Genomic DNA, 13,739 nt, shown 5'->3' with positions numbered 1-13,739 from the left:
AGTGGAGAGTATGACATGGCGGCAGTTTTTTTCCGGGCTTTTGGGGGCGATTTTGTCCCGCGTTGGCTGCTTTTCGTCGCGCTGGTCACGTCTTTGTACGCGGGTTCGCTGCGCGCGGATGCCCCCGAGAGTGCGGCTGATACGAAGACGCTGGTGATTCTGGGGGACAGTATCAGTGCGGCCTACGGTATCGACGAGCAGGCGGGCTGGGTGCAGCTGTTGCGCAATCGCCTGGCGGAGCAGGGGCTGGATGTTGAGGTGGTGAATGCGAGTGTGAGCGGGGAGACGTCTTCCGGCGGCCTGGCGCGCTTGCCGCGCCTGCTGAGTGAGCACAGTCCGAAGTGGCTGGTGGTGGAGCTCGGGGGCAATGATGGGCTGCGCGGTTACCCGCCGCGGGCTTTGCAGGGCAATCTGCAGCGGATGATCCAGCTGGCGCAGGAGCAGGGGGTGGAGGTGCTGTTGTTGGGGATGCAGATGCCGCCCAATTACGGCAAGGCGTACACTCGGGCGTTTGCGGCGGTGTATCCGACGGTGGCGGAGGCGGAGCAGGTGCCGCTGGTGCGGTTTTTTCTCGAGCCGGTGGCGCTGGTGGAGGGGGCGATGCAGCAGGACGGGATTCACCCTACCGCCAAGGCGCAGCCGGCGCTGCTGGAGCACGTGTGGCCCTGCCTGGAGTCGATACTGAAAGGCAATGAGGATATACAGTCCAATAGCCTGTGCACTTCTTGATCGGAAAGCGTACAATCGCGCCCTGATTTTTTTCGAGATTTACCCATGTCTGATCTGGAAAACCGCCGCGAGCGGCTGGAATTTAATAAGCTGCAAAAGCGCCTGCGTCGCAATGTGGGCAAGGCGATCGCCGACTTCAATATGATTGAAGAGGGCGACAAGGTGATGGTGTGCCTGTCCGGGGGTAAGGATTCCTATGCGATGCTGGAAATCCTGATGAACCTGCAGAAGACCGCGCCGGTGCACTTTGAGCTGGTGGCGGTGAATATGGATCAGAAGCAGCCGGGTTTTCCGGAGCATATTCTGCCGGAGTACCTGCAGTCCATCGGGGTGCCGTATCACATTGTGAACAAGGATACCTACAGTGTGGTGAAAGAGGTGGTGCCGGAGGGGAAGACGACCTGCGGTCTCTGCTCCCGTTTGCGTCGCGGTACGCTGTACGGTTTTGCGGAGGAGATCGGTGCGACCAAGGTGGCGCTGGGGCATCACAAGGACGATATCGTTGAAACGCTGTTTCTGAATATGTTTTACGGTGGTCGCCTGAAGGCGATGCCGCCGAAGCTGCGCGCGGACGATGGGCGCAATATTGTGATTCGCCCGCTGGCTTATTGCCGCGAGTCGGATCTGATTGCGTTTGCGGATTACAAGCAGTTCCCGATCATTCCCTGCAATCTGTGCGGCAGCCAGGAGAATCTGCAGCGGCAGGCGATCAAGGGCATGCTGAATGATTGGGAGAAGAAGTTTCCGGGGCGCAGCGATAATATTTTTGCGGCGCTGACGCGGGTGTCGCCGTCACAACTGGCGGACCGGGATCTGTACGATTTCGAGAGTCTGGAGCTGGACCGTTCTAAGCCCGCGCCCGCGGTGGATGCGCGCTCGATTGAGCAGTCGGTGGATTCCTGGATTCCCGAGGACGCCCGGGAGCAGGACGGCGAGCCGGCAGCGGCTGAGGCTGCGCAGCCCCTGTATATTGAGGCGCGGAATCTTTGACCGGCTCTCTCACCGGTTCTTCGATCGGGTGATCGACGTCCACAGCCGCGGTTTCCCCCGCGGCTGTTTTGTTTCCGGCGTCTTCATTCAGGTGCGGCAGTTTCTTTACCGGTTTGATCAACCGGCAGTAGCTGTCGACAAAATCCCGCAGGCTGGCGCTGGGGCCGTGGTGGAAATGTTTTTTCCACAGTTTTGCCATTTTCGGAAGGTCTTCGCTTTCCACTTTGTCCACGCCGGCGGCGCGGTAGACCAGCCAGGCGATGGCGGTGGCGTAGCGCAGGTTGGTGGCGAGTTCGGCGTGGGGGTGTTGCAGGAAGTCGCGCTGGCTGGCGAGGCCGCGCACTTTTGAGGCCAGGGCGGGGAAGTTGATCAGGTACTCGTCCCAGATCTGCCGGTGGGTTGTGGGCTGTATCTGGAAGATGCCCATACCGTGCCGGCGACCGAGTTTGAGGTGAAATCCCAGCTCGGATTCCTGTGCCGCGGTGCCGAGTAACAGGGCTTCCATCCCCGGCGACCAGGCGCGCAGCTGTTTCAATGTGGGACGAACCACCAGCGTGCGCAGTTCGTCTAGACAGATGCTCATAGTGTTTTGTGATTCCCTTACTGCTTGGTCAGAAAATGCCGGTCCCTGGCGTTTCCCATGTATGCTGTAGCGCAACGTACACCCTTGGTTTAGTTTGCCGATTGAGCAAACGCCAGCGAATCGGTAGATTTACGCGCAATAAAGACTAAAAACGACGGATTCAGCCTAATCTTTCGCCAAAGAAGGCCTGATCTGCCAATTCTGACGGGGAATCCCTTATGTCCGGACAGTGGCTTGTTGCCCTCACTTTTATTGCTTATCTGGCATTGATCCTGGCTATCGGCGTCTACGCCTATCAGCGCACCAAGAATGCCAGCGATTATTTTCTCGGTGGCCGCTCGCTGCCGCCGGCGGTGGCGGCACTCAGTGCCGGCGCCTCGGATATGAGTGGCTGGTTACTCCTGGGGTTGCCCGGTGCCGCCTATGCCACCGGCCTGTCATCCGGCTGGATTGCCATCGGCCTGTTCAGCGGTATTCTGCTGAGCTGGGTTACCATGGCGCGACGCCTGCGTATCTATACCTACGCCCTGGACGATGCGCTGACGGTGCCCGCGTACCTGCACCGCCGCTTTAATCTCGGCCATCCGTACCTGCGCACGATCTGTGCAATTTTTATTTTGCTGTTTTTCCTTTTTTATGTGGCTTCCGGATTGATTGCCGGTGGCAAACTGTTTGAAACAGTTTTCGGTTGGGATTATCAGTGGGCGGTGGTGATCGGTGCTGCGGCAGTGATTTCCTATACCCTGTTTGGTGGTTTCCTCGCGGTTTCCTGGACCGATGTGTTTCAGGGGCTGTTGATGAGCCTGGCTCTGGTCATCGTGCCGGTGATGGTGATTGCCGATGAGGGCGGGCTGGGCAATGCCTGGGCGATGATGGAACAGCAGCATCCGGAGCTGATGCACTGGATGACGGACAATACCGGTACCGCGCTGTCGGTTGCCGCGATTCTCAGTTCGCTGGCGTGGGGGCTCGGCTACTTCGGACAACCGCACATTCTGGCGCGCTTCAAGGCGCTGCGGCATCCGGATGATGTGCCGGCAGCCGCTACGGTCGCGGCAGTCTGGTCGCTGGCGGGTTTCCTCGGCGCTATGTGTGTCGGCCTGTTCGGGCACCTGGAATTGACCCAGACGCTGCCGGACGGCGAGCGGATTTTCATGGCGCTGGTGGAAGCGCTGTTCCACCCGCTGGTGGCGGGTATCCTGCTGGCGGCCATCCTGTCAGCGATCATGAGTACCGCGGATTCCCAGTTGCTGGTTTCCTCCGCGGCCCTCGCGGAGGATATCTACCACGTGTGGATCGGCCGCGCGACCTCCTCCGAGAGTATGGTGCGGGTGGGGCGCTGGGCGGTGGTGGCACTCTCTCTGATTGCGGTGGGGGTGGCAATGGATCCTGAGTCCAAGGTGCTGGATGTGGTTGCCTACGCCTGGGCGGGGTTGGGCGCGGCCTTTGGCCCCGCCATCCTGATCAGCCTGTACTGGTCGCGTATGACCGGTGCCGCTGCCATTGCCGGTGTTGTGGTGGGCGGTCTCACGGTGGTGATCTGGAAGCAGCTGTCCGGCGGAATCTTTGACCTCTACGAGCTGCTGCCGGGCTTCTTGCTCTCTGCAACTGCTATTGTTTTAGTAAGTGCAGTGACGCATTGCCCCGAAGAAATATCAACGCGCCATCGTCAACTACTGGGGCAAAAGCATTAAATTACTCACTGCGCGTCGCGTATTTCTACGCGTGTGAACGGTGGTGCCCGCGGTTGGAGTAAGTGGAGTGATCGAAGTACACCTCGGTGATATCACTCGGTTGCATGTTGATGTGATCGTCAATGCAGCCAACCAGAGGCTCCTCGGCGGCGGTGGTGTGGATGGCGCCATACATCGGGCGGCAGGCCCGGAACTTCTGGACACCTGTCGCCATATCGGTGGCTGCCCAGTGGGCGAATTGCGCGCTACTCCCGGTTTCCGCCTGCCCGTCAAGCGTATCTACCACACCGTCGGCCCGGTCTGGCGCGGCGGTAACCTCGGCGAGCCGGAATTGCTTGCCAGTTGTTACCGCCATTGCCTGGCCCAGGCCCGGCGAGAAAATCACCATTCCATTGCGTTCCCCGCCATCAGTTGCGGGGTCTACGATTATCCCCCCGAGCTGGCTGTGGAAATTGCTGTTGAGCAGGTACAGCAACATCTGGAGCGCGAGGGCGGCCCCCACCACATCATTTTCTGTTGCATCGACGAGGGCATGGCCGAGCTCTACAAGTTGCAGCTGGACGCCTGCGTGCGACGATAACTTTGTTGTTATGACTGGTTAGTTCTGGCGAACTGTTGCGCTACTATCCCCATCGCGAGAATAAAAACGATAGATGAGGATGATTCCATGCGCACAGCAGAGCAGTGGTTCAGTGAATACGGTGAAAGCCACCAGAATGCCACCAACAAGGCCATCCACTGGGTGGCCGTTCCCGTTATCTATGCCACGGTGGTGGGGCTTCTGTGGTCGATTCCCCAGCCCCAGTGGATGGCCGAGGTCAGCTGGCTGAACTGGGCGGTGGTGGCTCTGATCCCCACACTTCTTTTCTATGTGGTGCTGTCGCTGCCGCTGGCACTGGGTATGGCCGCATTGTCTGCCCTGTGCCTGTGGGCCTGCAGTGCGCTGCAGGCTGCCGGGCAGAGTGTGCTGTGGTGGTCCGTGGGGGTATTTGTGGTGGCCTGGATCTTCCAGTTTATCGGCCACCACGTCGAGGGCAAAAAGCCGTCCTTTTTCAAAGACCTGCAATTCCTGCTGATCGGCCCGGCCTGGGTGATCGGCTTCCTGTACCGCAAGCTGGGGATGAAGTATTGAGTTTCTTTACCCGGGCCTTTTCCTGCTTTTGACTTCTCTATTCCGCTGGCTTGCCGTGGCCATGCTCAGGGGGTTGCGGTGACGGTGTGTCGGGAGATCCTGTTTCTCCCCGATGCACCTTCTCCCGCAGCCCCTGAATGATTTTGAAGAAAATCGGTACCAGCAGTGTGCCGGCGATACACGCCATAATGGTTCCCCCCATCACGGCTGTTCCGAGAGATATCCGGCTGGCGGCGCCGGCACCGGATGCGATCACCAGGGGTATGGTGCCCACCACAAACGACAGAGTCGTCATGATGACCGGGCGGAAACGCAATTTAGCCGCGGTAATCGTCGAATCGTGCAGCGACAGCCTTTCCACCTCGCGCTGCGTTTTGCCAAATTCCACGATCAGGATTGCAGTCTTCGCGGCCAGGGCGACCAGCAGTACCAGGCCAATCTGGCCGTACAGGCTGAGCGGTTCCCCGGTTATGATCAGTGCAGCAATGGCGCCGACGATGGCGATGGGCACCGAGAGAATAATCGCGAAGGGCGTCAAAAAGGATTCATACAGGGCCGCCAGGAACAGGAAGGTAAATATCAGGGACAGCGCCAGGGCAATGGTGGATGCATTGCCGGATTTTCGTTCCTCATAGCTGGAGTCGGACCAGTCGTACTTGAAGCCGGCGGGAAGCGTTTCTATCGCCACGCGCTCGAGTGCATCCATGGCATCGCCGGAGCTATAGCCCCCCGCGACATTCGGGCCTCCGCTGATTTTGGCCGCATCATAAGTGTTGTAGCGCTTGAGTGTCACCGCACCGAGCACCGGTTCTGTGCTCAGAATCGCTGGCAGCGGCACCGGTTCTCTCTTGTTATTGGTGATATAGATTTTCGTCAGGTCTGTTTCCTGCTGGCGGAATCTGGACTCGGCCTGCACCATGACCTTGAAGGTTTTGTTGTACAAATTGAAGTCGTTGACATAGATAGCGCCGAGTTGCGTTTGCAGAGTGAGGAAAATATCGCTGATTTTTATCCCCAGCGTCTTTGCTTTCACCCGGTCGATGTCCAGGCGGATCTGGGGCGAGCCGGCCTTGAAAATAGAGAACGCTCGGGCGATTTCCGGCTGCTCGGTGGCGGCGGCGGAGAAGTCCTGTACAACCTTGAATAGTTCCTGGGCGCCGACACCCTGAGTGTCCTCGAGCATAAAGGAAAACCCGGCCATGGCGCCGAGACCGGGAATCGCGGGCGCACCGAATACCAGTACCTCGGCCTCGGGCAGTCGGGCAAACTGTGCCTGGTATTTTTTCTGCAGCGCCTGCTGCGATAACTCGGGTGATTTGCGTTCATCCCAGGGCTTGAGCTTTGCGATTACCATGCCAGCGTTGGATTGCAGCATGGCGTTGAGCAGGCTGAACCCGTTGACCGACAGAACTTTGTCGACCGCAGGGTCCTCCATCAAAACCTCGTTGATCTCATCGATGACTTTCGCTGTGCGGTCCAGTGCCGCGGCTTCCGGCAGCTGGATATCGACCATGAAGAACCCCTTGTCTTCATCGGGGATAAAGCTCTTGGGAACAGATTGAAACAACAGGAACAGGCAGGCGAACAGTCCGGCAATGATGACCAGGCTCAGCAAAATATGGCTGGCGAGCCAGTTCACGATTTTGAGGTAACCGCCGGCGACCTTTTCAAATCCCCAGTTGAAACCGCGGATCACCGGATTGGGCTTGTGGTGACCCTCCTTCAGCACGGTCGAGCACAATGCTGGGCTCAGGGTCAGTGCATTGATCATGGAGATCAGGACGGAAACCGTGATCGTGGTGCCGAATTGCCCGAACATTCGACCGGTCATGCCGGGCAGTAACATCGTCGGCCCGAATACGGCGAGCAGGACCATCGAGGTCGCAACGATGGGGCCCGACACCTCCTTCATGGCTTTCGCCGTGGCGGCGCGCTTGTCCAGACCTTCATCGTGCATGATGCGCTCGACATCCTCGACGACGATGATGGCGTCGTCCACCACCACGCCGATGGCGAGGATCAGGCCGAACAGGGTCACCGTATTGATGGTCATGCCCATGGCATACAGGACGCCCAGGGTGCCGATAATCGACACCGGTACCGCCAGCGTCGGCACCAGTGCCGCGCGTACATTACCCAGGAACAGGTAGGTGACGATGATGACCAGGATGACGGTCATGATCAGGGTCATCACGGTTTCTTCCAGGGATACGGCAATAAACTCGGTGGTGTCGTGACCGATGACCGCTTCAACCCCTTCGGGAAAATACTGTGAAAGCTCCTCTACCTTGGCTTTGACATTGTCGGCGACTTCCAGCGCGTTCGCGTCCGACAATTTGTAAATCGCCAGCAGGACACCGGGGCCGTTGTTGTATTCGCCGTACCCCTTGTACACCTGGGCTCCAAGTTCCACCCGCGCAATATCCCTGACACGAACCACGCCACCTTTTTCATCGGCGCGCAGCACGATATCCCCGAACTCTTCCTCCGAATTCAGGCGACCTTTGGTGGTGAGCACATATTGGAATTGGGTGGACTCGGGCGATGGCGGTGAACCGAGCTGGCCTACCGCCGCCTGAATATTCTGCTCCTGAATCGCACCCAGGACTTCGGGCACCGAGATCTCCAGATTTGCCATTTTCACCGGATCGAGCCAGATCCGCATACCGTAATCCAGCGGGCCTATGATTTTCGCCTCGCCCACACCCGGTACACGCGCGAGTTCATTGAGCAGGTTCAATGAGGCAAAGTTGGACAGGAACACGCCGTCAAAGCGTTCGTCCGGGGAGAACAGGTTGACCACCATCAGCATGTCGGATGAGCGCTTGCGCACTTTGATACCGCGCTTCAGGACTTCCGGGGGCAGGGAAGGCTCCGCCAGGGCCACCCGGTTCTGCACGTCGACCTGCGCCATGTCGTCATCGGTATCCATGTCGAACGTCATGAACAGGGTATAGGTGCCATCGCTGCCGGAGTTAGAGGTCATGTACACCATGCCCTCGGCACCGTTTACCTGTTCCTCGATGGGTATGGCCACGGCGTTTTTCACCGTCTCGGCATCGGCACCGGGGTAGCTGGCGATGACGGAAATTTTTGGCGCGGCGATATCTGGATACTGATCCACCGGCATTACAAACGCAGCAAGTGCACCCATGAAAGTGATCAAAATGGCGATCACAAACGCGAAGCGCGGTCGTTTGATAAACAGGTGCGTATTCTCATTCACAGATCACTTTCCCGCGCTACTTGCCAGTTTCGTAGGGGGTGTAGACATCGCCAGGCTGGTTGCGCTGCCGCGCTTCCATGATCGACCTCTGGTACTCCCGGAATGCTTCGCGCTCGTTGCGCAGCTGATCGCGCAGGGAGTGGGGCGGCGGGCGCAGATTGCTGGGGACGGGGTTCTCAAGCTGCTTGATGTCAACTGGCGTCACTTCGACCACATCTCCGGGGCTGACTTTCTGCAGCCCCTCGATCAGTACCTGGTCTCCCACTTTTAGCCCCTGCCGCACCGCCCAGTTGGGGCCGATGCGCATGCCCACTTCGATGTTTGCCCGTTTGACTTTTTTTTCTTGGTCCAGCAGGTAGACGTAATGCCCCTGCTGATCCTGTGAGACGGCCTTCTGCGGAATGACGATGCGCTCTACTTCTTCCAGAAGTTTGCCATACAGGGTGACATTCTCTTCCGGAAGCAGCAGGCCGTCGGGATTGTGAAACAGAACCCGGGCGGCGACGGTACCGCGGGTGGCGGCGGCGGTGGCATCCCAGGAGAAAAACTCGCCGGTGAACGGATACACGGTGCCCCCCGGTAACTCGATATAGAGTTCCATATTCGGGATGGCGCGCCCCTGTTGCTCCAGTTTTTCCACGGCCGCGTAAAACTCGTTGTAGGCCTTTTGCCCGACATGGGCGAGCACATACACCGGGTCTATCTTGACCATCTGCGTGATCGGCACGGAGTTGGGAAGAATGAAGAAGTCGCCCACGGCGTAGTTGGGGTGCCCGACGCGCCCGGAAAATGGTGCGACGATGGAAGTATGAGAGAGGTCCTGTTGTGCCTGGTGCAGTGCCGTCTGGGCGGTGTTGAGCTTGGCTTCCGCCGCCTGCATGGCGGCCTTTGCGGTATCGAAGTCCTTCGCTGAGATATATCCCTGCGGACGCAGATTTTGTGCGCGGTCGAAGTTGGCCTTTGCTTCTTCGTAATTTGACATCGCTTCGGCGATGCTCGCCTCCGCGGTGGCTACCGCCGTCTCGAAGGGGTAGGGATCCAGCCTCACGAGCTCTTCGCCCTGCTCGAAATATTTACCGGGCTCGATGTTCTGGTAGAGGATTCTCGAGGCGACAATGGGGAAAATCTGTGCCGTCTCCACGGCTTCTATCACTGCCGGTACTTCAAAGCTGGGCCTGAAACTCACGCGCTTGGCCTCGACGACTTCCACTTTCTTCGGCGGCGGTGTCGGTTTGGCGGCTTCTTTGTCTCCACAGCCCAATGGCAGCAAGCAGGCCAGGAAAACAAGATTCTGCCAACGGAGGTGGTTACGTAGAGGCTGGTACATCATTTCCCGCAACGTGAGTTCATAAACCTATCTCCCTTAATCGTAGAGGTCGCGGTGCCGGATGGTGGCAGGGCGGTCAATAGTTGGCGTGAATCTGCTTTTTCAGTGCGCTTAGCGGTTGTAGTGCACCGGTACCTCCAGGGTTTCCTTCACCTGTTCCATGACCACGTAACTGGTGCATTCCTGCACTTCCGGCAGGGTGAGCAGGGTCTCGCCATAGAACTTGCGGTAGGCGCTCATATCCGCCACCCGCGCCTTGATCAGGTAGTCGAAATTGCCCGAAACGAGGTAGCACTCCTGCACCTCGGGCAGCTCTGAGACCGCGCTGCGGAACTCCTCGAAGGCATCCTGGGCCGAGCGGTTGAGGCGGATCTGCACAAACACCACCAGGGCCGCGTCCAGGTATTCCGGGTTGATCAGCGCGGTGTAGCCCTGGATTACCCCATCCGACTCCATTTTCTTTACCCGCTCCACACAGGGGGTGGCGGTCAGCCCTACCTGGCGCGCCAGCTCCGCGTAGCTGGTACGGCCGTTTTTCTGTAATACCCGCAGGATGTTGCGGTCGATGGTGCTGAGCTCATTGGCGCGTCTTTTCATCGGTGATTCTCTATCTGAAAGTGGTGAGCTTCTGACCTCACAGTCTGTTGCAATCGAAACCCATCGGACACGAATCGGGCTTGCATTGGCTGTGGCACCAGAAGTGGTCTTCTCTGGATGAATAATGTGCAGAAATTCTGGATAACCAGTGGAATCCACTAATCCTAACTAAAAATTTGCAGAAAACAACTTTTTGAGCGGCCCTATACTAGCGGAAAGCCAAGAACAAAACGGGGCGTGATACCCGCGCTCACGGAGCTATTCGAGGAGAAAACGTTATGTTGATTGGTGTACCAAAAGAGATCAAAAACCACGAGTACCGTATCGGTCTGACCCCGGCCAGCGTTCGCGAGCTGATCGGCCACGGCCACGAGGTCATCGTGCAGAAAGACGGCGGTTCAGCCATCGGCTTTACCGACGAGATGTATGAGCAGGCGGGTGCCAAGATCATCGACACGCCGGAGGAAATCTTCGCCGCTGCCGACATGATCGTGAAGGTAAAAGAGCCCCAGCCCCACGAGTGCGAAATGCTGCGCCCGGGCCAACTGCTGTACACCTACCTGCACCTGGCGCCAGACCCCAAGCAGACCGAACTGCTGGTGAAGTCCGGTGCGACCTGTATCGCTTATGAAACCGTCACCGACCGCTTCGGCGGCCTGCCGCTGCTGGCGCCGATGTCGGAAGTCGCCGGCCGTATGTCCGTGCAGTGCGGCGCGCACCACCTGGAAAAAGCCCAGGGCGGCCTCGGTGTACTGCTGGGCGGTGTGCCCGGCGTAGCGCCGGCCAAGGTGCTGATTATCGGCGGCGGTGTTGTGGGTACGCAGGCGGCCAAGATGGCTCTGGGTATGGGCGCGGATGTAACCATTCTCGACCGCTCCCTGCCGCGTCTGCGTCAGCTGGACGATATCTTCGGTGGCGCTGTGCGCACCGAATACTCCACCAACGATGCAATCGAGAAGCACGCGCTGGAAGCGGACCTGGTTGTCGGCGCGGTGCTGATCCCGGGTGCCGCGGCACCGAAGCTGCTGACTCGCGACCATATCAGCCGTATGAAGAAAGGCGCGGTGGTAGTGGACGTGGCCATCGACCAGGGCGGTTGTTTCGAAACCTCCAAGGCGACCACCCACCAGGAGCCGACCTACGTGGTAGACGGCGTCGTGCACTACTGTGTGGCCAACATGCCCGGTGGTGTTGCCCGTACTTCCACCATGGCCCTGAACAACGCCACCCTGCCGTTCGCGGTAGCGCTGGCCAACAAGGGCGCCAAGCAGGCACTGCTGGACGACGCCAACCTGCTGGAAGGCCTGAACGTACACGCCGGTATGGTGACCTACAAGGCGGTCGCCGATGTACTGGGTTACGAGTACGTAGATCCGAAACTGGCACTGCAGAAGTCTGCGGTGGACTCCGGGGTAGCGGCCTGATTCAGGCCCTGCCAGGAGCACAGTCTCAACTTTGTTTTAGCTTAGTCAGTTCTCTTCTCGGGGCTGCCCCCAGCCCCGCTCTGTGAGACCCGGCAGTGTCTGACTGCCACTTGTAGCCGCGCTATTTAGCGCGGCTTTTTTATGGGCGGGTGTTATTCGGGGGCAGGGCAGGCGTATTCGGAGACGGTTACCTTGCCGGAAACAGGCGGCTGAGCAGCACCGGCAGGGCGGTTTCCACCCGCAGGATACGCGGGCCCAGGTGTACGGATTCGAAGCCCTGTTCCTGCAGTTTTTCCACTTCATAGGGGATAAAGCCGCCTTCCGGGCCCACCGCCAGTGTGGTCTGCTCGGCAATATCTACCGGGCAGCTCTGGTTGGTTACCGGGTGCGCTACCAGTTTGCGGGATTGCGCGGCGATTGCTGGCAGCTCGTCTTCCGCAAACGGTTTGAAACGCTTGCGCAGGATAATCTCCGGCATCGCCGTATCTACAGCCTGTTCCAGCCCCAGCACACACTGCTCGCGCAACTTGTCTTGCGCCAGCCAGGGGCTCTGCCAGAAAGACTTTTCCACCCGGTATGCATTGATCAGATAGAGCTTTTTCACGCCCAGCGCGGTCGCGTGCTGCACGGTGCGCTTCAGCATTTTTGGGCGGGGCAGCGCGAGTATCAGGGTCAGTGGCAGGGGCGGTGGCGGGGATTTGTGCAGGGATACCCGCAGGGTGACTTTGTCCCCGCTGCGCTCGAGTACTTCACCGCTACCGATATTGCCGTCCACCAGACCGACCTTGAGCGTGTCTCCGGTTTCTGCGCGGTGGACTTCCGCAATATGGGCCAGGCGGCGGCCGCGGAGGGCAACGGTATCCGGGCCGGTAAAATCACCGGGCTCCAGCAGAATCAGGTTCATGGTGCCGGGCCCTGAATTCAGCGCCTGGCGCGGGCGACGGCGCCCTTGCCGATGCCCTCGTAAGCGCGCACCTGGATCTCCCTGCCGGGGTTATCGGCGGCCAGGGTATCGGCAATGTACTGGGCCAGCTGTTCCACCGTGGTATCGCAGTCGAGTATTTCGCAGCGCCCTGCGGGCATGCTCAGGGTGAATGCGCCCTGGCGGGCCTCGTAGGCAAAGTGCAGTTGCCGGCCGTCCTGCCGCACCAGGTCTTCCCGGGTGCCCAGGTAAATGTCCGCCCAGCGCTTGGCCCACAGGGATTCCAGTGCACCGGAGCGCGCACCATCCATATCGATACGGATGCGGGAGCGGTGGCCGTGGGCGATGCGTTGGCAATTGCCGTCGTGCTTTTTCAGGCCGTGGCTGTAGTGGTAGTAAGGCGTGGCGATCTCTTCGCTCACGAACTCGAGAGCGAGCTGGTCGACACTGGTGGGGAATACCCCCGCCAGCTGCTGTACGCACCAGGCGGCGACGGATTCCGGCGAGATCTCCGCCACATCCACCAGCGCGAATGCCTGCTGCGGGCCGCTGACGGCGATCTTCTCGCCGCTGGCCAGGTCCCAGGTCAGCTCGAGTTTTTCCCCGGTCCGGGACAGTTGCAGGTGCGAGGCGCGGGTGGGCACCAGCAGGCGGTGATCCAGCTCGGTATCCAGCCAGTTGCGCAGAGTCTTCTTGACGATGCCGAAGTCACATACCATCCCCTGGTGGTCCAGGGCGCCATCCAGGGCGGCGTTGGCCAGCCAGGTTTCACCGACGATTCCGCGGTTGTGGTCGAGGTAGCTGAAGTCCACATTGGTGAGGCTGTCGACGAACAGGTGCATAGAGATTCCGACTGCAATTGAAAGGTCCGTCCCGGATGCGGGCGCCGCACAGTATAGCTATTTGGTCGCCGGAATTGTTATCTCATCGCCGCAGAACGACATCCGGCAACACCGATTTTCGCCAGGGGGTAGCACCTGGCGCGTTGAGTCTCTATAATCGCGCCCTCTTCGAGTGCAGACACTATCGCAGTGTCAGATCTGGTCGCTCGGAGCGTTGTGGCGGCCCTTCCGGTCTCCTCGCAATGATCAGCTGTGAACTCCGCCAGGCCCGGA

Annotated in this window: 11 protein-coding genes; 6 read left to right on the top strand and 5 right to left on the bottom strand. The window is 59.3% G+C overall.

Translation table 11 applies throughout. The features are described from left to right. The 5 genes from QZ511_RS14220 to QZ511_RS14200 form a co-directional block, all read left to right on the top strand. Positions 1 to 729 (top strand): arylesterase (locus QZ511_RS14220; protein WP_366935664.1); only part of this gene is annotated, 729 nt, incomplete at its 5' end. A gap of 45 nt (positions 730 to 774) precedes the next feature. After that, positions 775 to 1,719 (top strand): tRNA 2-thiocytidine(32) synthetase TtcA, encoded by a 945-nt coding sequence (ttcA, locus tag QZ511_RS14215; protein ID WP_295803314.1) that lies wholly within the window; start codon positions 775 to 777, stop codon positions 1,717 to 1,719. 801 nt (positions 1,720 to 2,520) lie between these two features. Further along, complete coding sequence (gene putP, locus QZ511_RS14210) at positions 2,521 to 3,996, top strand: sodium/proline symporter PutP (protein ID WP_295803313.1); 1,476 nt, start codon at positions 2,521 to 2,523, stop codon at positions 3,994 to 3,996. A 67-nt stretch (positions 3,997 to 4,063) separates the two neighbouring features. Then, the gene (locus QZ511_RS14205) at positions 4,064 to 4,576 is read left to right on the top strand and encodes a macro domain-containing protein (protein ID WP_295803311.1); all 513 of its coding nucleotides are present in this window, start codon (positions 4,064 to 4,066) and stop codon (positions 4,574 to 4,576) included. An 87-nt stretch (positions 4,577 to 4,663) separates the two neighbouring features. Then, entirely contained in the window at positions 4,664 to 5,128 is a 465-nt protein-coding gene (locus QZ511_RS14200; RefSeq protein ID WP_295803309.1) for an Mpo1-like protein, read from the top strand. A 37-nt stretch (positions 5,129 to 5,165) separates the two neighbouring features. Here QZ511_RS14200 and QZ511_RS14195 read toward each other — a convergent pair whose 3' ends face one another. The 3 genes from QZ511_RS14195 to QZ511_RS14185 form a co-directional block, all read right to left on the bottom strand. Further along, a complete protein-coding gene (locus tag QZ511_RS14195) occupies positions 5,166 to 8,354 on the bottom strand; it encodes an efflux RND transporter permease subunit (RefSeq protein ID WP_295803306.1) in 3,189 nt (1,062 codons plus the stop codon). 16 nt (positions 8,355 to 8,370) lie between these two features. Then, positions 8,371 to 9,624 (bottom strand): efflux RND transporter periplasmic adaptor subunit, encoded by a 1,254-nt coding sequence (locus QZ511_RS14190; RefSeq protein ID WP_295803305.1) that lies wholly within the window; start codon positions 9,622 to 9,624, stop codon positions 8,371 to 8,373. A 168-nt stretch (positions 9,625 to 9,792) separates the two neighbouring features. Further along, complete coding sequence (locus QZ511_RS14185) at positions 9,793 to 10,278, bottom strand: Lrp/AsnC ligand binding domain-containing protein (RefSeq protein WP_295803303.1); 486 nt, start codon at positions 10,276 to 10,278, stop codon at positions 9,793 to 9,795. Between the two features lie 278 nt (positions 10,279 to 10,556). On the opposite strand from QZ511_RS14185, the gene ald reads away from it, so the two are divergent. Beyond that, a complete protein-coding gene (gene ald, locus QZ511_RS14180) occupies positions 10,557 to 11,702 on the top strand; it encodes an alanine dehydrogenase (protein ID WP_295803301.1) in 1,146 nt (381 codons plus the stop codon). Positions 11,703 to 11,889: 187 nt separating this feature from the next. Here the strand turns inward: ald and QZ511_RS14175 are convergent, their stop codons facing one another. Together QZ511_RS14175 and QZ511_RS14170 are read right to left on the bottom strand one after the other, a co-directional pair. Then, a complete protein-coding gene (locus QZ511_RS14175; RefSeq protein ID WP_295803298.1) occupies positions 11,890 to 12,606 on the bottom strand; it encodes a 16S rRNA (uracil(1498)-N(3))-methyltransferase in 717 nt (238 codons plus the stop codon). Between the two features lie 17 nt (positions 12,607 to 12,623). Further along, positions 12,624 to 13,466, bottom strand: a complete 843-nt coding sequence (locus tag QZ511_RS14170) for a 6-carboxytetrahydropterin synthase (RefSeq protein WP_295803296.1) — start codon at positions 13,464 to 13,466, stop codon at positions 12,624 to 12,626. Between the last annotated feature and the right edge of the window lie 273 nt (positions 13,467 to 13,739).

This window comes from uncultured Microbulbifer sp., from assembly GCF_913055755.1.
GTDB lineage: Bacteria > Pseudomonadota > Gammaproteobacteria > Pseudomonadales > Cellvibrionaceae > Microbulbifer.
Note: the sequence above shows the minus strand (reverse complement) of the source record. Positions and strands in the feature narration are given on the sequence as shown.

Excerpts from the sequence above, each read along its gene's own strand:
- ttcA (WP_295803314.1), top strand. The coding sequence starts at position 775 with ATGTCTGATCTGGAAAACCGCCGCGAGCGGCTGGAATTTAATAAGCTG.
- putP (WP_295803313.1), top strand. The coding sequence starts at position 2,521 with ATGTCCGGACAGTGGCTTGTTGCCCTCACTTTTATTGCTTATCTGGCA.
- QZ511_RS14200 (WP_295803309.1), top strand. The coding sequence starts at position 4,664 with ATGCGCACAGCAGAGCAGTGGTTCAGTGAATACGGTGAAAGCCACCAG.
- QZ511_RS14185 (WP_295803303.1), bottom strand. The coding sequence starts at position 10,278 with ATGAAAAGACGCGCCAATGAGCTCAGCACCATCGACCGCAACATCCTG.
- ald (WP_295803301.1), top strand. The coding sequence starts at position 10,557 with ATGTTGATTGGTGTACCAAAAGAGATCAAAAACCACGAGTACCGTATC.
- QZ511_RS14175 (WP_295803298.1), bottom strand. The coding sequence starts at position 12,606 with ATGAACCTGATTCTGCTGGAGCCCGGTGATTTTACCGGCCCGGATACC.
- QZ511_RS14170 (WP_295803296.1), bottom strand. The coding sequence starts at position 13,466 with ATGCACCTGTTCGTCGACAGCCTCACCAATGTGGACTTCAGCTACCTC.